This window comes from Paraburkholderia sp. GW821-FHT02A12 (genome assembly GCF_059422005.1).
Map to the genome: position 1 here is coordinate 2,040,679 of NZ_JBWKWA010000002.1, position 25,232 is coordinate 2,065,910.

Below are 25,232 nucleotides of genomic sequence, written 5' to 3' on the forward strand. Positions count from 1 at the left end.
TATCTAATCAACGCCAGCAGGGGCATCTGAGATGAAAAATAGGCTAAGCCGTTTATTCTGGCCCACCGTGTGCGGAGCATTGGTTTCCGGACCAGCTGGCGCATATACGTTCGACACAGGCATTGGTGACATGCAGGCGTCGTGGGTATCGAACCTCACAGGTGGTATGGCCACCCGTACCAAGAACCCGAGCTGTTCGCTAACGGGCGATCCGAATGCGAACGGCTGCGGCGCTGCAGCGAACACTGCGCAATGGGCAAACGGCGACGACGGCGACCTCAACTATCGCAAGGGCCGTCCGTACAGCACGTATCTAAGCGCGACGAGCGAACTGCTGTTGACGATGCCAAGCGAAGGCTACAAGTTCCTGATTCGCGGCACCGCAATGTACGACTTCGCTGCGGCGCACACCGAACGCACCGAACTGTCGCCGGGGGCCTACAACCAGGTCGTGCGGGATGCACAGTTGCTCGACCTGTGGCTGCAAAAGGACTTCAGCATTGGCGATCAGCGTGCTCATGTCCGCGTCGGTAATCAGGTGATCAACTGGGGTGAGAGCTATTTTGCGTCAGGCGGGATCAATGCGACGAACTCACTCGATATTCAGAAGCTTTACATTCCGGGCACCCAGTTAAAGCAAGCGCTGTTGCCCGCGCCGATGATCAGCTTTGTGAGCGGATTGCCCGCCGGCTTTTCGACTGAAGCGTATTTGCAAGCCCAATGGAACGGCAACCGCTATCCACCTGTCGGCAGCTACTGGTCGGCGTCCGACGTATTTGGCCGAGGCTCACAGCCAGGCTCGTTCAATTCGAACAACTTCAACGTCGGCGCAATCGATGCGGGCACGATTGCCGGCGCGAACAGCAAGAACAACGGGTTGCTCAATACGACCAATCAGAACCTCGTGAACGGCGCGTACACCGGCTTGCCAACGAGTCCGATTGGTGTGCCATATAGCACGGTGCTGCCCGGCAACCGGCCGCAGTACGGTGTAAAGATCGGCTACAAGCCGTCGGGCGCCGACATCAACTTCGGCTTCTACTACGAGAACTACACCGACAAGGCGCCTGTGCTGTCGTACCTCGCCAATGGCACATCGCGCTGGTCCTATCTGAAGAACCGCCAGTTGTTCGGCGTCAGCACGAATTTCCCGTTGGGCGATTGGGCGATCGGCGCGGAACTGTCATACCGCCCACACGATGCGGTCGCGATGTCCGCGTGCTTTGCACCGGGCGGTCCGACCGATGCGCAGACGAATGCGGTGGCCGGCATCGATTGTCCCGCGTACAAGGATATGAAAAAGTTTCAGCTCGATGCGAACGCGCAGTTGAACTTGACGCAGACAACCTATCCGTTCCTGAAGCTCATCGGCGCGGACCTGGCGGTGTTCACGGCCGAGCTGACCTTGATCGACTATCCGGGCGTCAGCGCAAATTCGCAATACTTCAGCTCGATCGGCGGGAAGAGCGTATATCAGGTAGCCGACGCCGGCTACGGTGCATGGCTTAACAACAATGCGTCGCTCGGCTATCAGATCGCGGCGGCGCAGGGATCGTCGCGATCGGTCGGCTTGACGGTCGACTTCAACTGGACGTATGACGGCACGGTGATTCCGGGGTGGCAATTGACGCCGGGCGTCACCTTCTACGACGCGGTATCGGGCTATACGCCGACCTTCTCGGCCAACTATGAGAAGGGTGCGAAGTCGGTCAACCTCTACTTGCTGTTCAACCAGAACCCGCAGGTGTGGCAAGCCGGTCTCAACTACACGATGTACTTCGGCGGCAACGCGATATCGCAGCCGTTTGCCGATCGTAACTTCGTCGGACTATTCGTGACGCGCAACTTTTAATCAGGCGGCATCAGGTGAATCATGTCAGGTCACCTGATGCCTGCGGGACGTGCGCACAACGTCCCCGCTTGCGGTAATCAGGAGACTGCACGTGTTAACTAACAGCATCAGACACCTGGAAGAGTGGTTGTTCTCCCGTCGGCTCTTCGTATTGGGCGCGTTCGTGGCGTTCACGGCGGTGATGGCTTTCTTCGCGGTGCAATTGCGCATGGACGCAGGCTTCGAGAAGCAGATCCCGATCGGCCACGAATACGTACAGACGTTTAACAAATATCGTGCCGATCTGTTCGGTGCGAATCGCCTGACCGTCGTGGTCAAGGCGAAGCACGGCACGATCTGGACCAAGGACGGTCTGGCGAGACTTGCCGCGGTGACCCAGGCGGTCACCTACTTGCCGAACGTCGATCGGCTCGGTGTTCAATCGCTTTGGACGCCAAACAGTTTCGTCAATGAAATCACAGAAGAAGGTTTTCGCTCGCAGCCGATCATTCCCGGCACGGTGACGGCGAATAGTTTGACGCCTGACGTCATCGCACAGATTCAGCGTTCGACTGTCGAGGGCAACTTCATCGGCTCGCTCGTGTCGCGCGACGAAACCGCCGCGATGATCACGGCGGAAATCGGCGAAGTCGGCACGGACGGCAAGAAGATCGATTACGTCCAGTACAACCATCTGCTGGAACAGAAGCTTCGTGAGCCATACGAAGACGCGAACTACGACGTTCAGATCATCGGCTTCGCAAAGCAGATCGGCGATATCGCAGACGGTGCGAAAGCGGTACTCGTGTTCTGTGCGATCGCATTGCTTCTGACCGCACTTGCTGTGTACTGGTACTGCCATTCGATCCGCTTCACCGTCCTGCCGATCGTGTGTTCTCTGACGTCGCTGGTGTGGCAGTTCGGCACGCTGCGCCTGCTCGGCTTCGGTCTCGATCCACTAGGTGTGCTGGTGCCGTTCCTCGTATTCGCGATCGGCGTATCGCACGGCGTGCAGCAGATCAACTTCATTACTCGCGAACTCGCCCACGGCAAGTCGTCGGTGCAAGCTGCTCGTCACAGCTTCACGGGCTTGCTGATTCCCGGGACGCTGGCGCTTGTGACGGCACTGGTCTCGTTCGTTACGTTGCTGATGATTCCGATTCCCATGATTCGTGAGCTTGCGATCACCGCGTCGCTGGGGGTCGGCTACAAGATCGCGACGAACCTCGTGATGCTTCCGGTCGCCGCATCGTGCTTCAATTTCACCAAGGCATATGCCGACAAGGCGATGAAGAAGCGCGAGCAGCGCGCCGCGTGGCTGCGCAAACTCGCGCGCGTGGCCGAGCCGCGTAATGCGGTGATCGTTCTGCTGGTGGTGGCCGGCGTGTTTGCGACGGCTGTGTGGCAAAGCCGCGATCGGGTCGTCGGCACGCTGCAGCCCGGTGCGCCGGAATTGCGACCCGAAGCGCGCTTCAACCGGGATGCGGTTGCGATTGCAAGCAGCTTCGATGTCGGACTCGACTGGCTGTCGGTGGTGATTGAGGCGCCGCCCGAATCATGCGTGAGTCCCGCAGTCGGAACGTTCGACGACAAGTTGACGTATGCGCTAAAGGATGTTCCAGGCGTCGTATCGATCAGCTCGTACCCGGACATGCTGCGCACCTATAACGAGGGCTACAACGAAGGCAACCCGAAGATGAACGTCGTGCCGATCGACTCGGGTAACTACGCAGGCTTGAGTACCGAGATCGGACGCGTGCGCGGCTATCTGAACAAGGACTGCAGCATGACCGCCGTCCACTTGTATCTGTCCGACCATAAGGCAAGTACGATCAACGGCGTGATCGCCGCGGTGAAGAAGTTCCGCGACAGCCACCCGACACCCGGTGTCCAGATTCGGCTAGCAGCTGGCAATGCGGGTGTGCTTGCAGCGATCAACGACGAGGTCGCGAAGAGCGAAGTGCCGATGATGCTGTATGTCTATGCGGCCATCGTGCTGCTGGTGTTCGTCGTATATCGCGATTTGCGCGCGGTACTCGCGTGCTGCCTGCCGCTGACGGTGGGCACCTTCATCGGCTACTGGTTCATGAAGGCGTTCGACATCGGGCTGACTGTCGCGACCTTACCGGTGATGGTGCTCGCGGTTGGCATTGGTGTCGACTATGCGTTCTATATCTACAACCGGCTGCAGGGCCACCTCGCCGCGGGTGAGCCGATCGTCAAGGCTCTCGAACATTCGATGCTCGAAGTTGGCATGGCGACGATCTTTACGGCGATTACGCTCGCGATCGGTGTCGCGACATGGAGTTTCTCCGCGCTGAAGTTCCAGGCCGACATGGGCAAGCTACTCGCATTCATGTTCATCGTGAACCTGGTGATGGCGATGACTGCGCTGCCGGCGCTGGCCGTCGTACTCGAGCGGGTATTTCCGCGCCGCAAGCCGGTCCGTGCGCCTGGCGTGTTCAGTCATTAAGAAAGGCACGATCATGAACGGAATCTTTCGACGGAATATGTGTACGGGCCTGTTGGCGGTGTGCGGCGCGATGCCGCTCGATTACGCTGCGGCGCAGGCACCGGTCGATAAGCCGCAGTTGCAGCTTCATGCTGCAGAAAAGGCCAGCGCGGCGACCGAAGTGCAATTGCTCGGAGCGACCCGCGCCGGCAAGAGACTGGTTGCGGTCGGCGATCACGGCGTCGTGCTGCTGTCCGACGACAATGGCAAGAGCTTCAGACAGGCGAGTTCGGTGGCGGCAGACGTGACGCTGAACTCCGTATCGTTTGCCGATTCCCGCAATGGCTGGGCGGTCGGACATTGGGGCGTGATCCTGCGAACAAAGGACGGCGGCGAAACATGGACGCTGCAACGCAACGACATCGAGGCCGACCAGCCGCTGTTTTCCGTCTACTTCAAGGACTCGCACGAAGGATGGACGGTGGGCCTGTGGTCGCTGATGCTGCATACCACCGACGGCGGTACGACGTGGACGGCGGTCAAGCTGCCGCCGCCGCCGGGCTCGAAGAAAGCGGATCGGAACCTCTATGCGATCTTCTCCGATACCAAAGGTGCGCTATACGTCGCGTGCGAACAAGGGCGCGTGATGCGTTCGACGGATGCCGGGGCCAGCTGGACGTATGCGGAAACGGGTTATGCCGGCTCGTTCTGGACCGGCGTCGCGTTGCAGGACGGCACGCTTCTCGTCGGCGGACTTCGGGGCACGATATACCGCAGCGCAGACAGCGGCGCGACCTGGCAGGCGGCGAAGACGCCGTTCAAGAGTTCGATCACCGACCTGATGCAATCAGAAGATAAGAACATCGTCGCGTCATCGCTCGACGGCATCACATTGACGAGTAACGATGGCGGCATGAACTTTACCGGCGCGCAGCGCGCGGATCGTACCGCGCTGACCGCGATTGTCGACACGCCGGCGGGACGGCCGATATTCTTCTCGACCAACGGCGTCGCGAAACCATAAAGGGTTAGCGCCAATTCGTACCGCTTTTCAACTATCGGTCAGGGAATACGGGTGGAGCGGCAGCATGAGCGAACCCATGACAAGGGGATCTGCGCAGCATACAAAAGGCAAGCGGAACTACACGATCGGTGACATGCGTCGGATGGCCGCTGCGCACGGCGGCCGCTGCCTGTCGGATGAATACCGCAACCAGCGGATGCCGCTGACCTGGGTTTGTGCGCTCGGTCATGTGTGGAAGTCCACTGCAAACAACATTCTGCGACGATCGTGGTGTCCAGAATGCCACCGCGCCCACCTGAATTGCCGGACAATCGTGATCGTATTTGCCGAGGGCGGACACCGACGCGGCGCTGGCCGCCGAGATCGAGCGCCTGAAGGTGGCGTTTCCGAAGACCCGCGAGCTGTATCGCGAGGTGTGCGCGCTGATGTTTTTCCGGCACGGCATCACGCCAACCGCGAACCGGCTCTATCAGCTTGTCAGGCGCGGCAGCATGGGCACGCCGACCGCCGTGCTCGGCGAGTTCTGGACGGACCTGCGCGAGAAGAGCCGCGTGCGCATCGAGCATCCCGACCTGCCCGCCGATCTCGGTGCCGCCGCCGGCGAACTGGTCGCCACCCTGTGGATGCGCGCCACCGCGTCAGCCGGGACCGCGCTCGACGCGCTGCGCTGCGAAGTCGAGGCGCAGCGAGCCGAGGCGCAACAGTCGGTCGTCGCCGCCCGGGGTGAACTGGGTCGCGTCGAGGCCGCGCTCGAGCAGTGCACCGCCGCGCTGCTGGCCGCGCAGATCGAGGTGCGGGATCTGGAAAAGGCCGAGGCCGAAGGTCACGCGCAGCGACATGCGCTGGCGGCAGAACTTGAGCGGATCGGCGCGGCGCTGGCTGCGCGCGATCGCGAGCTCGTGGAGGCAAGGGAAGGGTTTTCGCGCGATCTGACGAAGCAGCGGGAAGCCGCCGAGCGCGCGGAAGAGCGGCTCCGCGCCTCCGAGAAGCGCGCCCTGCTCGAGATCGACCGCGAGCGCAGTACCGCGACGAAGCTGCAGAAGGAGCTGGACGAAGCCACGCGTCGCGCGGACCGGAAGGACGCCGACCATCGCCGTGCAATTGAAGCCATACAGGTGCAACTGGGCGACGCGCGTCATCAGGCGGGTGTGCTGCAGGGGCGCCTTGATGCTGTTCAGGCGGAGAACATGCGACTGCAGACAGAGATGATGACGCTGCGCGAAGCGGAAACGCGTGCACGGGAAACCCGGGCGTCGTCCGCCTCGGCCGGAGTCCGGAAGGCACCACGGCCGACCCGTTCCTCTCGCACTGCGCCGACCGCCAAAGTAGCAACGCGGCGCAAAAAAGCGGTATAAACGCAGGGTGATTCGCCACGGAAATGGGCTGCATGGCTGATATTTACCTGCTCGCCGGACTGACGCTTCCATAGGGCGTCGCGCATGAGTCCCTGCCCGGGACAGTGACACTGTTCATCTCGGATTGCTGGCACGGCATGAGTCCCATGCAGATGATTGCCCGCGCGAAACGGCGGGGGCTACGCCTGTCGTTCTGCGCAACGGCGCCGTGTCTATCTGGCGAAACCGGCGTGTTCGAGTTGCGCTTCAACGATGGGGTAGTGGAATGCCTGATGCTGGCACGGCTACAGCGGGTCGGAGACAGGAGCGGTAAACGCCGGCAAACCAGCCGGACTGACGTATCCCGACCCCCGCCACGCGATCCCCGACAGACCAGGTTGTTCTGACACGACGGTCGCGGTTGCCGCGCAGCGTGCGGCTCGATATGCTCGCAGCCTTCAACGGATCGGGGGTGATGAAGTGCGGCGCGTGACGGTCAGGAAATCATCGGTGCATGGGCGAGGCGTCTTCGCGTTACAGGCGATTCCAGCCGGCCAGCGGATCTTCGAATATCGCGGTGAGGTCACATCGTGGCGGCGGGCCTCTGCCCGGTACCGGCGATCCGGAATGCCCGGCCACACGTTCATTTTCGGACTGGCTGACGGGCGCGTGATCGATGGCAGCGTCGGGGGCAACAGCGCCCGCTGGCTGAACCACTCGTGCCAGCCGAACTGCGAGGCGATCGAGGACGGGCGGGGGCGGGTTTTCATCGAGACACTCAGGGACGTGATACCGGGCGACGAGCTTTTTATCGCCTATGGACTCACTATCGATGAGGCGATTACGCCCGAATTGGCCGCCGACTTTGCCTGTCGCTGTGGGAAGATGCGGTGCACCGGTTCGATGCTGGCATCGGCAAGCGGTTAACAAGCGTCGACCCGTCGACCGCAGCCGGGCGCTGGTCGCAATGCCGGTCCTGCTACATATGCATCGGAGGGTGTTCTTGCTGGTGGCGGGCGGTTGCGTGACCGTCTTCCGGCGGGCGAGCGAGCTCTCCGCCTCGCTGCTGGCGATGCCTGGCGACGTATACCTGAAACGTGTCGCCGCAGTTGCGCAGGAAAAGGGTCGGGAGGTTGGCAACGTCGCGCTAAGGGCCCGAGACGATTTCGAGCCGATTGCTTGCCAACATGGATTTTCATCGATGGACTAAGTGCAGACAGCGCAACACCATGGTAGCCAATGTCCACGTGGACTCGTTAACGCTGAAACTACCTACTGACAGTATCAATGACTGATATCGCATTAAGCAGCGCCGAATACAGCGGCATACACGGCGACATCGTGGCTCTTCTGGAACACGGTCGTCGTGCTGCGGCCCGAAGTGTCAACGCACTGATGACGGCTACCTACTGGGAGATTGGTCGCCGTATTGTCGAATTCAGTCAGGGCGGGGAGGGACGTGCGGCCTACGGTCAGGCCCTTTTAGAGCGGTTGTCGGTCGACCTGACAGCCCGCTTCGGGCGCGGGTTTGGGGTTGACAACCTGGAGTTGATGAGGATGTTCTACCAGACCTACCCGGCAGCCGCGATTTCCGAATCACTGATTCGGAAATCTACGCCCGCAGACCATCCGGGAAATTCCGAACCGGCGATTCGGAATTTCGATCTCGATCAACGCGCGACCAGATTTCAGCTGTCGTGGACGCACTACATCCACCTCATGCGGCGAACCCGGTCAATTGAAGAAAGAGCGTTTTACGAAGCTGAAGCGCTTCGTGGCGGATGGAGCGTGCGACAACTGGATCGGCAGATTAGCAGCCAGTTTCACACTCGTGCGATGCTGTCGAAAAACAGGCCCGCCATGCTACAGAAGTCGGGCAAGGCGCAACCGGGCGACCTTGTGACCGCAGAGGAGGCAATCAAGGATCCTTATGTCCTTGAGTTCCTGGATCTCAAGGACGAATATTCAGAAAGTCAACTGGAGGAGGCATTGGTCCATCGCCTCGAAGACTTTCTTCTTGAGCTGGGTGGCGATTTTACGTTCGTGGGCCGCCAGCGTCGCCTTCGGATTGGTGAAAGCTGGTTCCGGGTAGATCTTCTGTTTTTTCATCGGCGTCTGCGATGCCTTGTTATCGTCGATCTCAAGCTCACCGAGCTCAATCACGCCGACGTGGGTCAGATGCACATGTACTGTAATTACGCACGTGAGCACTGGACGCTGCCAGGAGAGAACCCACCCGTTGGCCTGATCCTGTGTGCGCGAACGAATGCCGCGGTGGCGCGTTATGCATTGGAAGGGTTGCCAAACAAAGTGCTGGCGGCTGAGTACCATATGGTCCTGCCGGATGAAAAACTCCTCGCCGAAGAACTGGCCAGAACCCGCCGTGCCTGGGAGGCCCAACATTGGCCGGAAGAGGGCGCTGACGGTCAACTGTCGTGACAGGGGCACCATCATGATTGCGTCATGCTCGGCGAATCATCAACAACCTTTTAGAGACTGACTGCCTGCTACCATTGCAATCTGTGTGCGGAAATACATCTCATCAGCGGGTCGGCGCGCCGTACAAGATGGGAACCAGAGCACTACACGGTGCGTCTGGTCGCCGACGCGAGCGGTCGGCGCGCAATCATCGAGTCAGTCGATGAGCACCGCAGGAAATTGAGAAGCACGGTCAAATGGATTAATCTCGTCAGCCTGACTGAATAACTGTTCTGGATCCGACGGATGCAGCTCGACATTTTCAACGACAGCCGCGACGTGATGCTGCGCAATGACGTCCTGTCCGCGTTGCAGCAGTACGATGCGGCGGGCGCGCGGCGCGCGCTGCAGGCGCTTGCGAACAAGTATCCGGACGACGTCGCGCGCCTGGCCGCTACTGGTGGAACTGGCGTGGCTTTCGCCGTCTCTCTTTGACCGGCTGTCGGGCCAACTTGGCGACGCGTCCATCAATGCCTTGCGGCGCGGCTTCGATACCTCGTTCGACGGCGCGGGCGATACTGGCGATCTGGCATGGTTTCCGGCGTGGGTCCTCACAGAAAAAGCCGGACTTGCCCCCTATTCAGGCAGGCGGAGCCTTCCCGACGGCACGCGCCCGAACGGGCGACGAGGCTGATGCTCGGACTGCTGAGCCTGGAGCGGCAGGGCCGGCATCACGAACTGCTGCAAGCCCGGCGCGAACTGCAGACACTCAATGGGGCGGTGTACGCCGCCTATATGAAGACGCGCTGGGCAGGTGGCCCGGGATATGACACGAACGCCATCTCACAAGTGGGTCTTTGCCGCGCGGTTCCGGCGGGGCGCCTTCGGCTGGAAATCCGCGTTGCCGATCCAGCGTCTGAAAGAAGCCCTGGCGGAGATCCGGCAGATCGCCCGTGCCGATCCCGTTCTCGCCGCGGACGGCGCGGTCGCTTTGCTCGAAAAGCTTTCGCCGGCGCTCGAGCACGTAGACAGTTCGTCCGGCGCAATGGGTACCGCGGTGAATCGCGCGATCGATACACGTGTGCCGGTCATCGCCGGGGTGGACGTGTCCGCTCCGGTACGCACACGTTGGCTGGAACGCCTGTTTGACGCGCTCCAGGACGACCAGATGCCGTATATCGAACAGCTGGGCATCGCTGGGGTGACCTGTGCGCCTCGCCCGCCATCGCGTCCGCATGGGCAGGCCGGCTGTTGCCGATTACCGTTCAGGTGATGGGCGCTGAAAGTCCGGGCGGCCATTTCGCGGGTACCACCGCCTGTCTGAGTGCACTGAATGCCGCCGGGCGCCATGAGGAGCTCCTCGTTCTCGTGAACGGCGCGCGCCTGAACTGGTGGGGGTATCGCCAGTACGGGGTAGACGCACTGATCGCACTGGGTCGTTCCGCTGAAGCACTGCGTTACGCGGAAGCGTCCAGGGGGCTGAATGCGCCCGCTGCCGCAATCGCCCGCAAAGGCGAAGCTATCCTCCTGTCGTCGGGCATGATGGACGAGGCATATCGACGCTACGCGATCGAGGCCAATCAGGGCGCCACGCATCTCGCGACGTTCCGTGCCATCGCGAAAAAGTATCCGGACAGGAGCCCGGACAGCATCCTCCACGATCTGGTCGCGAGCAGTCCCGGCGCCGAGGGGAAATGGTTCGCCGCCGCGAAGGATGCCGGCCTGCTCGATCTGGCGGCGTCTCTCGCGATGCGCGGCCCCACCGACCCGCGAACCCTGACGCGGGCCGCGCGCGATTTCGCGCAGCGCAAGCCTGAATTCGCGGTGGCCTGTGGCACGGCAGCGCTGCACTGGATGGCAGCAGGCTTCGGTTACGAAATCACGGGGAGCGATGTGCTGGATGCTTACGGTGTGCTGGCGGACGCGGCCCTTGCCACCGGCATGGAACGTGACCAGCTCAACAGCCGTCTGCGGGACCAGTTTGCGGCCATTCCGGGGCATTCGTTCGTCGCCACCGTGCTGACGCATCATTGGCTGGCATAACGTCGCGATGCATCCAGGTCATGGGATTGACGGTTCCCGTACGGCCCGTGGCCCGGCGTGTTGTCGTCAACGAGTCGCTCCCGGTCGTGTAGGGCGAGCGCTCGTTATGCCGCCGATGACTGAACGGAAGTGCAACGCAGCCGTAGACGGTTGCTTTACGATAGGCGGAAGTCAGTACAGGACTTGGATCATGGAAGAGTACAACCCCGAGTGCGCGCCCGAACCTGAATCATGGCTTGAACTTGACGAACAGGAGCGAATTTTTCTCGTGGAAACCTGGCATCGCGTCGCCCGGATCAAGCTTCCCAACGTCACGACACATGCCGCGCTACACGCGATCGTCGAAAACCAGATTGCCCTGAACCTTGAGCCCGTGGTCCGGGCGATGCATCGCCTCAGGAAAGAGGGACTCACACGACACGATACTATCCACGCGATCGGCTCCGTTGTCGCAGAGCATCTGTTTGATATTTTGAAGACGAATCAGAATGACGATGCAGCGGCTTCGCAGGCGCGTTACTACGCGGAGGTGGAGCGATTGACTGCAGTGAGTTGGCGCAGAGGTGAGCACTGATGGCGGTACCATCGAAGCTTCAGCCCTGGTTTGAAGCGCGGCAGCGCTTCAGGTTGAGCCATATTCATATCCAGATGGCTCGCGAACTGGGATTGAATCCCCGAAAATTCGGATCACTGGCTAACAACCAGCAGGAGCCGTGGAAGCGCCCCCTCGCCGAATTTATCGCGCACTGTTATAGCAAGCGCTTTGGTCGTTCGACCCCCGAACACGTGCAATCGCTGGAAGAAGTCGTGAAGCGTGCGGAACAGCAACGCAGCGAGCGGCGGGAGAGAAAAGCCAACAAAGCGGTTCTGCCAACAGGGCCTCAACGTACCGATAGCGGATCAAACGGAAAGCTGCCAGACCTGCACGAACCTGGCAGTGAATAGGTACGAAGGGAACGGACACGACGACCGTCTGGGTGGCGATGTAGAGCATTTTCGCAAAGGTTGCTTCTATTTTTATTTCCGAAATGTTTCTACTTTCGCTTCATTGGTGCGACACGTGTCGCCGTCAGCCGGACGTAAATCGGCAAACGCGGTAGCCGGCAAAGCCCATTCCTGTCTTGTCACATTCAACGACTGGAACATTGGAAATTGAATCCGTGACCTGCTGTGCGACCAGCAGTTGCCTACCCGAACGTGCGCGATTGGTAACGATCGGGTGCGAAGCTTCGGGGACAACGAACCTGCCTGAAGGGCGATCCACCTTGGTGACAAGGAAGGGGTCGACACTGCCAGCAGCCGTGCGGTGTGGGGGCAAGGCAATTTCCGCATGCACAACGTAGGTGAACTGTCGCATAACCCTCGTGACGAAAAATGAGCCAAAGCTGCTGACAGGCTCTGACCAAAAGGTGGGTAGCCAGTTGTTCCTCTCGATGATAGGGACACGTCGCCACAAGCGCTGCCGGGGGAGAGACAGGTGCTAAACGGATAGACACGCTGAAATTCATGCGCGTCGGCAAGAATGGGAACGTGGTAAACCCGATTCTTCGCCACCCGTCGTGAACCTCTGATCCGTGCGCATGATGTTCTCCTTTGAACAGGACTCGACACGCTGATTTTACGTATCAGTTCGCCGACGACCCGCCTGCACATAGGATCTCTCACGGCCTTCGACGATCTTCGTGCGATCCCTGCACGTTGGCACGAAACGCGTCTGCGCTGCAAGCCGCAGGGATTATTGATAGCGGAGAAGCGAAGCGGCCGACGGATTCGTCAGCCACTTCCGGGGTCAGGATTGCAACAGAACGCAGGTCACGACGTCGCCGGCCGCAAGGCGCTTCTGGCCGCCTGGCTTTGCCGGCCGAGTAGCGCCACGCTGACAATCGCGATCAGCAACGGCGCCGCGAAGGCGTAGTACAGATTCCCGGTAGCCCAGCCCGCGTCAACCAGTGTCCCCGCTGCCAGCGGCGCCAGCACTGCGCCCACACGACCGATACCGATCGACCAGCCCATCCCGGTCACACGGGTTTCGGCCGGATAAAGAATGGGGGCGAACGCGTACAGGCCAGCCATGCATGCGAAGATCCCCGCGCCGATCAGCAGGGCGATGACGAACGCGACGGTGAGCGTCGAGGCAAACATGCCAAAGCACAGCATCAGGGCCGACGTCAGCGTCAGGCTGGTCCACAGCAGCGGCTTAAGGCCGATGCGTGACGAGATGAAACCGAACAGCGCTCCGCCCACTACGCCGCCAACGTTCAGCAGCACTCCGCCTGTGATCCCTTGTTGCGCCGACATGCCTGCCGCGACAAGCAGCTTCGGTGTCCAGCTCAGCACGAAGTAGAAGCACAGCATCACGAGGAAGAATGATGCCCAGATCATCAGCGTCTGCAGTGCAAGTGAACCGACGAACAAGCTGCGAAATTTACTCTGCGTCTCGACTCCAGGTGCCGGGTTGAGCTGCTGTGGAAGCTCGGTGACCGTTTCATGGCCCAATTTTACGAGCAGTGCATTAAGCTTTGTCAGTGCACCGGCCCCGCGCCTTGCGATCAGGAAGTCGAGCGACTCCGGCAGGCGCACGAGGACGAACGGAATCATCGCAGCGGTAACCAGTGCCCCGAACACGAAGACGCTGCGCCAGCCGTAATGCATCAACAAAACGCCGGCGATCGATCCCCCGATCGTCGCGCCGATCGGATAGCCGGTTACCTGCAGACTGATGGCGGCACTGCGCAACCTGATTGACGAGTACTCGGAGGTGATCACGTTCAGGCTCGCGAGCATCCCGCCGATACCGATGCCGGTGATCGCGCGCAGCGTTGCAAGTGCAATGATGCCGGGTGCCCAGGCGGACAACAGCATCCCGCCCGAAATCATCCCGAGACAAAGCAGGATGACCGGTCGGCGTCCGACACGATCGGCCCACGGCGCGAGGAAGAGTGAGCCGGCTGCCATGCCGAACAAGCCGGCGCTCAGCAGCAAGCCGAGCTGCTTTCCATTCAAATGCCACTCGGCCGATATCGAGGACGCCGTGAACGCCATCGCCAGCACGTCAAATCCGTCGAGCATGTTGAGCACGATACAGATCGTGATCGCCGCAACCTGAAAGCGGCTCATCGCCCCCTGATTGATCGTCTCCCTGATGTCCAGCTTCATCGTCTCCTCCAGTCCTTTAATTAATCGAGTACCCATGCGGCGACTTCGTGCGGTGGTGGGGCGGCGCGCGCCGTCGCCCGCTCGCGCCCCGCTCCTGCCGTGTCAGAAGATGTGACGGATTCCCGCCATCAGGCCGGCTTGTCCGACGCCGGCCGCGGGCGTCGTGCCGCCGCCAGAACTCACGCTGTAACGCGCTTTGCACTGTTTGCGAGATACGCACCTTGCAGGTAAACCGCAGTGGCTTTTGACAGGAAGTACGTTCCGCGCAGCGTGCCCATCGTGGCGCGCGCATCCTGCTCACGTGTGATGATCCGATACGCCTCGCCGTCCAGCGAGAACGCTGGCGTCACATGATATGAGGCGCCGACGAAAAATAGATTCGAGCGTACAGCGGGGATCGCTGGCGAAACTGTCTCCACATCCCGGCCGACCCAGCCGGCACCGACCTTGACGCCGCCGAGCTTCGCATAGCCGTTTACCTGCATCCGGCTGTCTTTGTCTGCCTCGCTGGTCAGCGCAAACGGCGCGGCGCCATCGAAGAAACTGGCGGCCGCGCCCGCGCCCCCGCGCTGCTCCTCATACGTTGCTGCAACGCCAAACATGTTCGCGTCGTACTTCAGCATCGCGCTCCATAGCCGGCATTCGGTCGAATGCCCAGCCACCTGCCCCGCGCAGGTACCCTGGCCCGGCGAGCTGCCGGTGCCGGCGGAGTCGCGGCCGAACGAGTACGTTGCGCCGACAGTCAAACCGCTGAAGGTGTCCTTGTAGGCGACGGTGTTGTCGCTGCGAGCGTTCGGGATGTAGGCATCGAGCGAACCGATACCGTAGATGTCCGGCCCGATGATGTCCGAGTCGGACAGTCCCCAGTACGTCATCGTGTACTGTCGCCCGAACGACACGGTGCCCCACGGCCCCTGCAGGCCGACCCACGCCTGCCGACCAAACAGCCGGCCGCCCTGGCCGGAATCGCCGCCGCGCAGATTGAATCCGCTCTCGAGCTGAAATACCGTCTTCAGGCCGCCACCGAGATCCTCGCTGCCGCGCAGCCCCCAGCGTGATGGCAGTTCACCAGTAATCCCAGGCATCCGGATGACCCGGTCACCGGCTGCGTTTGCATGGGAAACGTATTCGACGCCCGTGTCGAGTACGCCGTATAGCGTCACGCTGCTTTGTGCGAAAGCCGAGGCACCGATCAGTCCCAGTCCCCCCACCATCAATTTCGACAGCTTCATTGATCTCCGCTCCTGATGTGGAATTATTTGTTCGCAATACGAATAGGTCCGACGCTTTAAAAAGTGTACTTATCATGTGTATACTGATGAAAAGTGTGCCGAAGAAATGCGGTATCCTCTATTTGTGTTTACCCTGTCCTGCGCACCGCCATGACCACCAATCGATCTGTTGACTTATCCCTTGACGAGCTGCCCGGCCACTACATCCGCCGCCTTCAGCAGATGGCGGTTGCGATCTTTCTGGACGAGACCTCGGCGTACGGGATTACTCCCGTCCAATATGCAGCGATGCAAGCCGTGCACGACCGTCCTGAACTCGACCAGCGCTCGCTCTCACGCGCCATTGGTTTCGATACCTCGACCACCGGCGGGGTCATCGACCGGCTGGAGAAGAGGGGGCTGATGCGGCGCAACGCTTCGGCAGAAGACCGGCGCGTGCGGTTGCTGACGCTAACGGCCGAGGGTGAAGCGCTGCTCGACGAAGTACGGCCTGCCATGTTGCGGGCGCAGGTGCGCATGCTCGAACCGTTGCCCGCGTCTGAGCGTCAGAATTTCATGGCGATGCTGAAGGTTCTGGTGGCACGGTCTGACCATGAGTTCGGCGCTGCGCCGGACGAGGCGAATGACGGGTCCGCCTGACAGGTGGCCGCTCCTGACTCCCTGGCCGTCCAGTACGGCGCGGCATCAGGATGCGGACATTAAAGCCCGATAGCCGCCTCTGTACATTCAGCAAAATCCGATCGCTTCTACTTGCCGCCGACGGCCCGTCGAGCGGCACATCACGCGTGACGTCGCGTCTCTCTGGGCAGCAAAGTTTCGGGGTCCACAAACCCATGATTTGCTCCGGCCCCTGAAGCGCTGCCTTGCCGCAGTACCGTCTGCCCGATATCGGCGCATGGAGCAGATCTGTCAGATGCGCAACCCGGAACTCCGGCGTATCGCATGTGCCGGGGAGCCCGAGACAGCCAATCCCGAGATATCGCCATCCCGAGTCGCCTAGTCATAAGTCGCCCCCCGCCAGCCACCTGGCAGGTAGCAAATTACCTGGGGCAACAACCCGACATCCTGCTTGACGCTTATCCAGGCAACCGATGCCTCACGGGTTCGGGCCTCTTTGCGCGCTTTGCGAATCCGTTAGCGCACTGTGCCGACTTGCGGCCGAACACGTTGGTAAGAGCGCGCCTGTTGGGAAATTGAGGGTTACCCCTTATTTGATGTCCGGAATTCCGTATCTATACTAATCATCAGCATACACATTATCAGTATGCATTGTTATTGTGGAGACGCAAATGAACGGCAAGCGCTCGGACCTTCCAGTTCTGGTTGCAGGTGGTGGTATTGGTGGCCTTGCGGCCGCACTGGCGCTTGTGCGCCGGGGGTTTTCGGTAAAGGTGCTGGAACAGGCGCCTGAGATCGGCGAAATCGGCGCCGGTATCCAGCTCGGGCCGAATGCGTTCCATGCTTTTGATGCGCTCGGTATTGGCGAGAAGACCCGCAGCCGGGCGGTCTACACCGAGGAGATGGTGATGCATGACGCGCTGGACGAGTTCCTGGTCGGCCGCATCCCGACTGGTGAGGCTTTTCGCAAGCGATTCGGCAACCCTTACGCGGTGATTCACCGCGTCGACGTGCACCTGTCGCTGCTGGAAGGCGCGCAGGAAACCGGCAAGGTGGAGTTCCTGACATCGACCCGGGTCGAAGGCGTCGAGCAGCATGACGACAACGTGACCGTCCACGATCAGAACGGCCAGGCGCACCGCGGTCAGGCACTGATCGGGGCGGACGGCGTGCGCTCGGTAGTTCGCGCAAAGTACGTTGGCGATCCGCCGCGCGTCTCGGGCCACGTCGTTTATCGGGCGGTGGTCGACAGGAAGGACTTCCCGGCTGACCTGCAATGGAACGCGGCGAGTATCTGGGTCGGTCCGAACTGTCACCTGGTGCATTACCCGCTGCGCGGCGGCGAGCAATACAACGTCGTCGTGACTTTCCATAGCCGCAACAAGGAAGAGTGGGGCGTCACGGACGGCAGCCCCGAGGAAGTCCAGAGCTACTTCCAGGGCATCTGCCCGCGTGCCCGCCAACTGATCGAGCTGCCCAGGAGCTGGAAGCGGTGGGCGACCGCCGACCGTGAACCGATCGGCCAATGGACCTTCGGTCGCACGACGCTGCTTGGTGATGCCGCGCACCCGACGCTGCAATATCTGGCACAGGGTGCCTGCATGGCGCTTGAAGACGCGGTGACGCTGGGCGAGGCGCTGCGCGTCAACAACAACGATTTTGAAAAAGCGTTCGACCTGTATCAGCGTTCGCGGGTCGCCCGTACCGCACGGATTGTGCTGTCGGCGCGCGAGATGGGCCGCATCTTCCACGCCCAGGGCGTCGAACGCCTGGTGCGCAACGAGCTGTGGAAGGGTCGCTCGGCCGAGCGCTTCTATGACGCGATGGAGTGGCTGTACGGTTGGCGGATTGAGGACTGCCTGGCTGTCTGATCAGCGGCGCCATCCCCTCATTACTTTTCAGGAACTTCAGTCATGCAAGAACTTGGTCGCCTCGAGGATCTGCCCGCGGATTACCGTGAGGCACTGACTGATCAAAATCTCGTCCCATTGTGGCCGAGCCTGCGCGCCGTCTTGCCGCCGGGCAAACCGCGCCCAAACACCCGCGCAACACACTGGCCGTACCAGACACTTAAACCGTTGCTGCTCAAGGCCGGCGAGCTGACCCCGATCGAGAAGGCCGAGCGTCGCGTGCTGGTGCTGGCGAATCCGGGCCACGGCCTGGAGAAGATGCAGGCCAGCGCTGCGATGTATCTGGGTATGCAGCTCCTGCTTCCAGGCGAGTGGGCGCCTTCGCACCGCCACACGCCGAACGCGGTTCGCATGATTGTCGAGGGTGAAGGCGCTTACACCACGGTGGACGGCGAGAAATGTCCGATGAGCCGCGGTGACCTGATCCTGACGCCCACCGGCCTCTGGCATGAGCACGGACATGACGGCGATGCGCCGGTGGTATGGCTCGATGTCCTCGACCTGCCGCTCGTCTATTACATGGAAGCGTCATATCACATCGACGGTCCCCGTCAACAAGTAAGGCCGGGCCAGGGTGATCGTGTGTATGCGCGAGGCGGGTTGGTCCCGACGCCAGTTTTCGACCGCGCAAACAAGGCGTATCCGATGCTGCGGTATCCCTGGGCGGAAGCGCGCTCCGCGCTCGAAACCCTGGCCGCGGACCAGCCGGACCTGGAAGCCGTGCAGCTCACCTATGTGAACCCGGAGACCGGTGGCGATGCACAGAACATTCTCGGCTTTTATGCGCTGATGTTGCGTCCGGGCCAGAAGTTGCGCCTGCCGGTGCGCTCGCCCGCGATGGTCTTCCACCTGATCGAAGGCGGTGTCGACACGCAGATCGGCGGTCAGCGTTTCTCGCTGGCCGATGCCGACACGTGCTGCGCGCCCGGTTACACCGACGTGACGCTGGAAAACCCGTCAGCCAGCGCGCCCGCATTCATTTTTATTGCCGACGAAACGCCGCTGCATCGCAAACTCGGCGTGTTCGAGAACCGCGGCCAAATCCCATTCAAGGAAAAAACATGAGCGAAACGAACTACCTCTGGCAACCGTCGCCGGTGTATTCACTGCCGGTGCGCGGCAAGAGCGAGCGCCTGCCGATTAACCGTCTGTTCTTCGTCGGCCGCAACTATCACGCCCACGCCGTCGAAATGGGCAAGCCGGTGGATAAGGCAAGTGGGCGGCCCTTCTATTTCACGAAGGCTCCGCAGACGCTCGTCGAGTCTGGCGCGACAGTGGTTTATCCGCCGGAAACGAAGAATTACCACCATGAGATGGAGCTTGTCGTCGCCATCGGCGCGCCGGGCTTCCGCGTCGCCGAGGCCGATGCGCACAAGATCATTTATGGTTACGCCTGTGGCCTCGACATGACCCGTCGCGACCTGCAACTGGTCGCACGCGACAAAGGTCGTCCGTGGGATCTGGGCAAAGACGTCGAGCAATCGTCAGTCGTGAGCGAGATCGTGCCGATGCCGGGCGTCGTCCTCGACAAGGGCGAACTCGCGCTGACCGTCAATGGCCAGCCGCGCCAGACGTCGGATCTGAGCCGCCTGATCTGGAACATCAGCGAAATCATCGCCGACCTGTCCCTGTTCTACCACCTGCAGCCGGGCGACCTGATTTTCACCGGCACGCCGGAAGGTGTGGGCGCGGTGGTGGCAGGCGATCGCATTGAAGGTCACATCGAAGGCGTCGGCAACATCACGCTCAACGTCGGTGCCGCCGAATGAGCGCTGCCGCCAGTTCGCCCGCTGAGTTGAAGCTTTACAGCTTCTTCCGCAGCGGCTCCTCGCATCGGCTGCGCATTGCGTTGCGGCTGAAGGGGCTGGATGTCGAGTATGTGCCGGTCGATCTGCGCAAGGAGCAGCATCTTTCCAACGCGTACAGGACGCTGAACCCGCAGTGCCTGGTGCCCGCTCTGGTGAGCGACGACAAGGTACTGATCCAGTCGCCTGCCATCATCGAGTGGCTCGAGGAACGCCATCCTGAACCGGCGTTGTTGCCCTCGCCCCCGGATGATCGGGCTCATGTGCGTACATTGGCAGCTATTGTCGGTTGTGACATCCATCCGATCAACAATCGACGCATTCTCGAGTACCTGCGCAAGCAACTGGGTTGCAACGAGGACGCGGTCAATGCATGGTGCACGACGTGGATCGTCGCCGGCTTTGATGCGTTCGAAGCGATGTTGGCGGCTGACAGGAAGCGCGGTGATTTCTGCTTTGGCAACACCCCGACGCTGGCCGATGTCTACCTGATTCCGCAGGTGGAAAGCGCGAGACGGTTCAACGTGGATCTTGGTCCCTGGCCCAATATCCGCGCGGTCGATGCCGCCTGCAGCCAGCTTGATGCGTTCCGTTTGGCTGCGCCTGCGTTGCAGCCTGACGCAGGCTGAAAACGCCTGGCATGGCCAATCGTCACGGCCTGCTCGATTCACGCGGGCCGCAGTCTGACTTCGATTCAGGAGCATTTTTCACTATATGCACGGTGCAGGGCAAGGCGGTCATCGATGATGACGCCCTCGTCATGCCGACGTCGCGCGACCATGGTGCGGGAATCAGGACAACACACCAGCGCAAACAGCCGTATTGACAACCCGCTCAGGCACCTAACATATTGAAGTGACATGTTCTATATACAAATCATTGTTCGTTCTACGAACAAATACCCGTGAGCTGACGGGACGGCATTTTTTGACAGGACGCGGACACCTTCTTGATGAGATTTGTGCATCGCGAAACGTTGCGCCGAAATTTTCCGTTATGGTCTGACCAATTTCGACCTGGTAAGGTTTGTCTGCAAAACGGCAGAGGTGTGTTTGCGTCAGTCCGCCGCCTCGGGCCAATAGCGGCTGCTTCCGCGTACTCCGCCGTTCCAGATGGCTCGGCAGATTGGCGCCGCGCATGAGCGTCTGCATCGGCGATACGTGCACGCCTGGAAGAGGCCGGAACTTTTCAAATCGCTTGGCAAAAAACGGACCGCTCGGGAGACAAGTGTTTACCCTAATAAACAGAAATCTCAAATTGTTAAGTAGCTGTATTAGAATTTCCGTCAGGAAATACTGATTTTTCTGTAGGGAAAGCCTTAGCGTCATCATGGCGCGCCTCTCGAGTTCGCCCGCGTGTCGCCCACTAACGGTGCAGTGCACAATGGCCTGGCTCCCACCCGTCCATTAAATCCCTGATTCGCAACAATCCAACCTACGGGCAGTCAGATTCGCCTTTCGTACTACTAACGGAGCAGCATCAATGAGCATTTTCGTGCCCGAAGAACTTGTGTCCAGTTACAAGACCAGCGTCACTGCGCTGTTCGCGCTGGCAAATCCGGTATTCCGGGGTGTTCAGGCGGTGATTGAACTCAACCTGCAGGCGGTAAAGGCTGCCTTGGCGGAAGGCGAAGACAACCTGGGCGACGCATTCTCGGGCAAAAACCCGGCGGAACTCCTCGCTCGCCAGCTCAACGTTACACAGCAGTTCGCCGGGAAGACGGCATCGTACAGTCGTCACCTGTTCGAGATTGTCTCGGGCACCCAGGCCGAACTGGGGAAGGTTGCGCAAGCGCAATATGAAGAACATAGCAGCAAGGTACAAACGCTTGCAGACCATCTCGCGAAGAGCGGGCCAGTCGGCTCGGAAGCCGCGATCGCCGTGATGAAATCGGCGTTTTCAACCGCCAGCACCGCGGCCGAGACGGTACGCGCGGCGGCCAGACAAGCCATCGAGGCGGCACAAGGCAACTTTGCCGCTACGACTGCCCCTGCTTCGAAGGCTGGCCAGCAGGTCGCCGCGCAGGGGTCGCGCGCTGCGAAGCAGTAACGGCAGAACCCTGAACCGCTGCGCGTTGCCTGTCACGGCTCTGCGCAGTACAACCGTCTTTTGCACCCTGACCGGCTGGTCCAGAAACTGGTCCGGAACGCCGGGCATCGCGCGCTTCGCGCAGTCAGCAGGCAGCGCTGGAACTTCCCCGTTAATTCCCGGCACGGTTTCGCGGAGATCTTTGGCTGACCGGTATGACCATGTCTGAACAATCCTTCACTTCCTCGCCAACGGACCGGACGACCGCCTTGCAGGATCCGCTGGGCGACTGGCTACACGCGTGGCGTGCACTGATCAGTCCAGCTGGATGGTTTGCTACAACATCGGGCGAGGCTGCCGAGGCTCCGCTGCACGGGTTTATGCCCTTTGGGTCCCAGATGGCGAGTTTCACGCCGTGGGTGGCTCGGAGTCTGTTTTCCGCCCCGGCCGCGGCGCCGCTCGGCGCCAGAGTTGTCCCCGAGCGCCTGCTGGATGCATGCGCTGCCTACGCGCGCGAATGCCTTGGACTATGGCAGCAGGCAACTGCACAAAACACGGGTGCTCCCGACCTGTCCGATCGCCGCTTCAAGTCCGATGCGTGGAAAACCAACCCGTTGCTGGGGTTCATCGCCGCCGGGTATCTGGCGGGCGCACGGCATCTGGATGAACTCGTGAATGCCGTTGACGCTGACGCGAAAACACGCGGGCGCATTCGTTTTGTCGTTCAGCAATGGTTGGCGGCGGTAGCGCCATCCAATTTCCTGCTCCTGAATCCGGACGCGCAGAAATCTCTGCTCGATAGCAATGGCGAGAGTCTGCGGCGGGGGGTGACGAACCTGCTCACTGACATCACGCGCGGCAAGCTGTCGCAGACCGATGAATCACGCTTTGTTGTCGGCGAGAACCTCGCGAACACCGAAGGCTCGGTCGTGTTCGAAAACGACCTGATCCAGCTGATTCAGTACACGCCGCGCGCGGCTACCGTTTATGAGCGGCCACTCCTGATTGTGCCGCCTTGCATCAACAAGTTTTACATCCTCGATCTTCAGCCAGAAAGTTCGCTTGTCCGTCATGCGCTGGACGAGGGGCATCAGGTATACGCCATTTCGTGGCGTAACCCCGATGCGTCGCTCGCGCACAAAACGTGGGACGACTACGTGGAAGAGGGGATTTTGCAAACGATCAACGCTGTCAGGAAGATTTCCGGCAGCAAGCAGGTCAACGCACTGGGCTTTTGCGTTGGCGGCACGTTGCTCGCAACAGCACTCGCCGTGCTCGCCGCGCGCGGCGAACGTCCTGTGGCATCGCTGACGTTGCTGACTGCAATGCTCGATTTTTCAGACACGGGCGTGCTCGACATTTTTGTCGACGAGGCTCAGGTCCAGAGACAGGAACTTGCTATCGGCGGCAAGAACGGCGCACTTCCGGGTGTCATGCGCGGTGCCGACCTGGCGGCCACATTCTCGTTCCTGCGGCCAAACGAGCTGGTGTGGAACTACGTCGTCGACAACTATCTGAAGGGTCAAACGCCGCCGCCGTTTGACCTGCTGTACTGGAACAGCGATTCGACCAATTTGCCGGGGCCGATGTACGCGTGGTACCTGCGCCATACGTATCTTGAGAACAGGCTGCGTGAACCCGGCGCGCTCACGGTGTGCGGCGCGCCGGTTGATCTTGGCCGGATCGACGTGCCGGCTTTCATTTACGGGTCACGGGAAGATCATATCGTGCCGTGGCAGACGGCCTATGCGTCGGTGTCGTTGCTGAAGGGGCCGCTGAGGTTTGTGCTCGGGGCTTCGGGGCACATCGCGGGTGTGATCAATCCGCCGTCGAAAAACAAACGCAGCTACTGGGCAATGGGCGGCGATGGTACGCCATTACCCGCTTGCGCTGACGAATGGCTCGCGGTCGCGGCGGAGCATCCAGGCAGTTGGTGGCCCGCATGGACCGGCTGGCTTGCGCAGCACGGTGGCGATCGCGTGGGGAAGAGTCCTGGCGAAGGCTCGAACGCGTATCCGGTCATCGAGCCGGCGCCGGGGCGTTACGTGAAGCAGTGTGCGTAAGGGGCCTGACTGTAGCGCAATGACTTGCCACGGCAAGTGCAGCAGCGTGGTTGGAGCGATTGAAGGTTATTTGTTTTCATATCAGGAGTTGGAATGACTGAAGTTGTGATCGTATCGGCGGCACGTACTGCTGTCGGCAAATTCGGCGGGTCGCTGGCGAAGATCGCTGCGCCCGAACTCGGCGCGACGGTGATCCGCGCCGTTCTGGAACGCGCGGGCCTGAAGCCTGACCAAATCAGCGAAGTCATTCTGGGTCAGGTGCTGACGGCTGGCTCCGGCCAGAATCCGGCCCGCCAGTCGCTGATCAAGGCAGGGTTGCCCTCTGCCGTGCCGGGCATGACGATCAACAAGGTCTGCGGCTCGGGCCTGAGAGCCGTGATGCTCGCTGCCAACGCGATCATCGCGGGCGATGCGGACATCGTCATCGCCGGTGGCCAGGAAAATATGAGCGCCGCGCCGCACGTGCTGCCGGGCTCGCGCGATGGCTTCCGCATGGGCGACGCGAAGCTGATCGACAGCATGATCGTCGACGGCCTGTGGGACGTGTACAACCAGTACCACATGGGCGTGACCGCTGAGAACGTCGCGAAGGAATACGGCATTACGCGCGAACAGCAGGATGCGTTCGCGGCTTTGTCACAGAACAAGGCGGAAGCCGCACAGAAGGCGAGCCGTTTCGATGATGAAATCGTGCCGGTCGAGATTCCCCAGCGCAAGGGCGAGCCGCTGCGCTTCGTGACCGACGAGTTCGTGCGCCACGGTGTCACGGCCGAATCGCTCGCGAGCCTGAAGCCGGCCTTTTCGAAGGAAGGCACGGTCACGGCGGCGAATGCTTCAGGGCTGAACGACGGTGCGGCGGCAGTGGTCGTGATGTCGGCAAAGAAGGCCGAATCGCTCGGCCTCACGCCGCTCGCACGCATCAAGGCTTACGCGAATGCGGGCGTCGATCCGAAGGTGATGGGCATGGGCCCGGTGCCAGCATCGCGTCGCTGTCTGGAGCGCGCGGGCTGGAGCCCGGCGGATCTCGACCTGATGGAAATCAACGAGGCGTTTGCAGCGCAGGCGCTCGCCGTGCACAAGCAGATGGGCTGGGACACGTCGAAGGTCAACGTAAACGGCGGCGCCATCGCGATCGGCCATCCGATCGGCGCGTCCGGTTGCCGCATCCTCGTCACGCTGCTGCACGAAATGCAGAGGCGCGATGCGAAGAAGGGTCTGGCGTCGCTGTGTATCGGCGGCGGCATGGGTGTGGCGCTCGCAGTCGAGCGTGGCTAACCATTCAACGCATATGAAGCGGTGTGTTTGCGACGCGTGTTGT

Annotated in this window: 21 protein-coding genes and 2 pseudogenes; 20 read left to right on the forward strand and 3 right to left on the reverse strand. The window is 61.1% G+C overall.

Going from position 1 to position 25,232, the window contains the following annotated elements:
- Positions 1-31: 31 nt before the first annotated feature.
- From AC07WT_RS30535 to AC07WT_RS30585, 11 genes and pseudogenes are all read left to right on the forward strand, one after another.
- Entirely contained in the window at positions 32-1,852 is a 1,821-nt protein-coding gene (locus AC07WT_RS30535; protein WP_492594171.1) for a DUF1302 domain-containing protein, read from the forward strand.
- A 91-nt stretch (positions 1,853-1,943) separates the two neighbouring features.
- On the forward strand, positions 1,944-4,304 hold the full coding sequence (locus tag AC07WT_RS30540) for an efflux RND transporter permease subunit (protein WP_492594170.1): 2,361 nt from the start codon (positions 1,944-1,946) through the stop codon (positions 4,302-4,304).
- A 13-nt stretch (positions 4,305-4,317) separates the two neighbouring features.
- The gene (locus AC07WT_RS30545; RefSeq protein ID WP_494949843.1) at positions 4,318-5,307 is read left to right on the forward strand and encodes a WD40/YVTN/BNR-like repeat-containing protein; all 990 of its coding nucleotides are present in this window, start codon (positions 4,318-4,320) and stop codon (positions 5,305-5,307) included.
- 323 nt (positions 5,308-5,630) lie between these two features.
- Positions 5,631-6,662, forward strand: a complete 1,032-nt coding sequence (locus tag AC07WT_RS30550; RefSeq protein ID WP_494949844.1) for a DNA-binding protein — start codon at positions 5,631-5,633, stop codon at positions 6,660-6,662.
- Between the two features lie 459 nt (positions 6,663-7,121).
- Positions 7,122-7,568 carry an SET domain-containing protein gene (locus AC07WT_RS30555; RefSeq protein WP_492594167.1) on the forward strand — a complete coding sequence of 149 codons (447 nt, stop codon included), beginning with the start codon at positions 7,122-7,124 and terminating at the stop codon, positions 7,566-7,568.
- A gap of 76 nt (positions 7,569-7,644) precedes the next feature.
- Positions 7,645-7,851, forward strand: a complete 207-nt coding sequence (locus AC07WT_RS30560) for a hypothetical protein (RefSeq protein WP_494949845.1) — start codon at positions 7,645-7,647, stop codon at positions 7,849-7,851.
- 77 nt (positions 7,852-7,928) lie between these two features.
- Positions 7,929-9,080 (forward strand): PDDEXK nuclease domain-containing protein, encoded by a 1,152-nt coding sequence (locus tag AC07WT_RS30565; RefSeq protein ID WP_494949846.1) that lies wholly within the window; start codon positions 7,929-7,931, stop codon positions 9,078-9,080.
- A gap of 285 nt (positions 9,081-9,365) precedes the next feature.
- Positions 9,366-9,554: a hypothetical protein gene (locus AC07WT_RS30570; protein ID WP_494949847.1), complete on the forward strand. Its 189-nt coding sequence runs from the start codon at positions 9,366-9,368 to the stop codon at positions 9,552-9,554.
- Positions 9,555-9,885: 331 nt separating this feature from the next.
- Positions 9,886-11,102 (forward strand): annotated as a pseudogene (locus tag AC07WT_RS30575) (hypothetical protein).
- Positions 11,103-11,292: 190 nt separating this feature from the next.
- Positions 11,293-11,676: a hypothetical protein gene (locus tag AC07WT_RS30580; RefSeq protein ID WP_494949848.1), complete on the forward strand. Its 384-nt coding sequence runs from the start codon at positions 11,293-11,295 to the stop codon at positions 11,674-11,676.
- The gene (locus AC07WT_RS30585) at positions 11,676-12,047 is read left to right on the forward strand and encodes a hypothetical protein (protein WP_494949849.1); all 372 of its coding nucleotides are present in this window, start codon (positions 11,676-11,678) and stop codon (positions 12,045-12,047) included. The genes AC07WT_RS30580 and AC07WT_RS30585 overlap by 1 nt, the downstream gene beginning before the upstream one ends.
- A 124-nt stretch (positions 12,048-12,171) precedes the next feature.
- Here the strand turns inward: AC07WT_RS30585 and AC07WT_RS30590 are convergent, their stop codons facing one another.
- The 3 genes and pseudogenes from AC07WT_RS30590 to AC07WT_RS30600 all read right to left on the reverse strand — a co-directional run bounded on the left by AC07WT_RS30590 (position 12,172) and on the right by AC07WT_RS30600 (position 15,490).
- The gene (locus AC07WT_RS30590) at positions 12,172-12,459 is read right to left on the reverse strand and encodes a hypothetical protein (RefSeq protein WP_494949850.1); all 288 of its coding nucleotides are present in this window, start codon (positions 12,457-12,459) and stop codon (positions 12,172-12,174) included.
- A 455-nt stretch (positions 12,460-12,914) separates the two neighbouring features.
- Positions 12,915-14,258 (reverse strand): MFS transporter, encoded by a 1,344-nt coding sequence (locus AC07WT_RS30595; protein WP_494949851.1) that lies wholly within the window; start codon positions 14,256-14,258, stop codon positions 12,915-12,917.
- Positions 14,259-14,360: 102 nt separating this feature from the next.
- Positions 14,361-15,490, reverse strand: a pseudogene (locus AC07WT_RS30600) (porin).
- 150 nt (positions 15,491-15,640) lie between these two features.
- On the opposite strand from AC07WT_RS30600, the gene AC07WT_RS30605 reads away from it, so the two are divergent.
- From AC07WT_RS30605 to AC07WT_RS30645, 9 genes are all read left to right on the forward strand, one after another.
- The gene (locus AC07WT_RS30605; RefSeq protein ID WP_492594161.1) at positions 15,641-16,129 is read left to right on the forward strand and encodes a MarR family winged helix-turn-helix transcriptional regulator; all 489 of its coding nucleotides are present in this window, start codon (positions 15,641-15,643) and stop codon (positions 16,127-16,129) included.
- 650 nt (positions 16,130-16,779) lie between these two features.
- The gene (locus AC07WT_RS30610; RefSeq protein ID WP_494949852.1) at positions 16,780-17,979 is read left to right on the forward strand and encodes a 3-hydroxybenzoate 6-monooxygenase; all 1,200 of its coding nucleotides are present in this window, start codon (positions 16,780-16,782) and stop codon (positions 17,977-17,979) included.
- Positions 17,980-18,021: 42 nt separating this feature from the next.
- Positions 18,022-19,083, forward strand: coding sequence for a cupin domain-containing protein (locus AC07WT_RS30615; protein WP_494949853.1), 1,062 nt, complete (start codon positions 18,022-18,024; stop codon positions 19,081-19,083).
- Complete coding sequence (locus AC07WT_RS30620) at positions 19,080-19,787, forward strand: fumarylacetoacetate hydrolase family protein (protein ID WP_494949854.1); 708 nt, start codon at positions 19,080-19,082, stop codon at positions 19,785-19,787. Before AC07WT_RS30615 ends, AC07WT_RS30620 begins: the two co-directional genes overlap by 4 nt.
- 26 nt (positions 19,788-19,813) lie before the next feature.
- Positions 19,814-20,452, forward strand: coding sequence for a maleylacetoacetate isomerase (maiA, locus tag AC07WT_RS30625; RefSeq protein ID WP_494951082.1), 639 nt, complete (start codon positions 19,814-19,816; stop codon positions 20,450-20,452).
- 11 nt (positions 20,453-20,463) lie between these two features.
- Complete coding sequence (locus tag AC07WT_RS30630; protein WP_494949855.1) at positions 20,464-20,649, forward strand: hypothetical protein; 186 nt, start codon at positions 20,464-20,466, stop codon at positions 20,647-20,649.
- 656 nt (positions 20,650-21,305) lie between these two features.
- A complete protein-coding gene (gene phaP, locus AC07WT_RS30635) occupies positions 21,306-21,872 on the forward strand; it encodes a TIGR01841 family phasin (protein ID WP_494949856.1) in 567 nt (188 codons plus the stop codon).
- A 194-nt stretch (positions 21,873-22,066) separates the two neighbouring features.
- Positions 22,067-23,914, forward strand: a complete 1,848-nt coding sequence (gene phaC, locus AC07WT_RS30640; RefSeq protein ID WP_494949857.1) for a class I poly(R)-hydroxyalkanoic acid synthase — start codon at positions 22,067-22,069, stop codon at positions 23,912-23,914.
- A gap of 93 nt (positions 23,915-24,007) precedes the next feature.
- Positions 24,008-25,189 carry an acetyl-CoA C-acetyltransferase gene (locus tag AC07WT_RS30645; RefSeq protein WP_494949858.1) on the forward strand — a complete coding sequence of 394 codons (1,182 nt, stop codon included), beginning with the start codon at positions 24,008-24,010 and terminating at the stop codon, positions 25,187-25,189.
- Positions 25,190-25,232: the final 43 nt, after the last annotated feature.

Bases quoted from the DNA above. Each gene is read 5' to 3' on its own strand.
- AC07WT_RS30595 (WP_494949851.1), bottom strand. From the start codon at position 14,258: ATGAAGCTGGACATCAGGGAGACGATCAATCAGGGGGCGATGAGCCGC.
- phaP (WP_494949856.1), top strand. From the start codon at position 21,306: ATGAGCATTTTCGTGCCCGAAGAACTTGTGTCCAGTTACAAGACCAGC.
- phaC (WP_494949857.1), top strand. From the start codon at position 22,067: ATGACCATGTCTGAACAATCCTTCACTTCCTCGCCAACGGACCGGACG.
- AC07WT_RS30535 (WP_492594171.1), top strand. From the start codon at position 32: ATGAAAAATAGGCTAAGCCGTTTATTCTGGCCCACCGTGTGCGGAGCA.
- AC07WT_RS30645 (WP_494949858.1), top strand. From the start codon at position 24,008: ATGACTGAAGTTGTGATCGTATCGGCGGCACGTACTGCTGTCGGCAAA.
- AC07WT_RS30615 (WP_494949853.1), top strand. From the start codon at position 18,022: ATGCAAGAACTTGGTCGCCTCGAGGATCTGCCCGCGGATTACCGTGAG.
- AC07WT_RS30545 (WP_494949843.1), top strand. From the start codon at position 4,318: ATGAACGGAATCTTTCGACGGAATATGTGTACGGGCCTGTTGGCGGTG.
- AC07WT_RS30585 (WP_494949849.1), top strand. From the start codon at position 11,676: ATGGCGGTACCATCGAAGCTTCAGCCCTGGTTTGAAGCGCGGCAGCGC.
- AC07WT_RS30630 (WP_494949855.1), top strand. From the start codon at position 20,464: ATGGCCAATCGTCACGGCCTGCTCGATTCACGCGGGCCGCAGTCTGAC.
- AC07WT_RS30565 (WP_494949846.1), top strand. From the start codon at position 7,929: ATGACTGATATCGCATTAAGCAGCGCCGAATACAGCGGCATACACGGC.
- AC07WT_RS30620 (WP_494949854.1), top strand. From the start codon at position 19,080: ATGAGCGAAACGAACTACCTCTGGCAACCGTCGCCGGTGTATTCACTG.
- AC07WT_RS30570 (WP_494949847.1), top strand. From the start codon at position 9,366: ATGCAGCTCGACATTTTCAACGACAGCCGCGACGTGATGCTGCGCAAT.
- AC07WT_RS30580 (WP_494949848.1), top strand. From the start codon at position 11,293: ATGGAAGAGTACAACCCCGAGTGCGCGCCCGAACCTGAATCATGGCTT.
- AC07WT_RS30590 (WP_494949850.1), bottom strand. From the start codon at position 12,459: ATGCGACAGTTCACCTACGTTGTGCATGCGGAAATTGCCTTGCCCCCA.
- AC07WT_RS30610 (WP_494949852.1), top strand. From the start codon at position 16,780: ATGAACGGCAAGCGCTCGGACCTTCCAGTTCTGGTTGCAGGTGGTGGT.
- AC07WT_RS30605 (WP_492594161.1), top strand. From the start codon at position 15,641: ATGACCACCAATCGATCTGTTGACTTATCCCTTGACGAGCTGCCCGGC.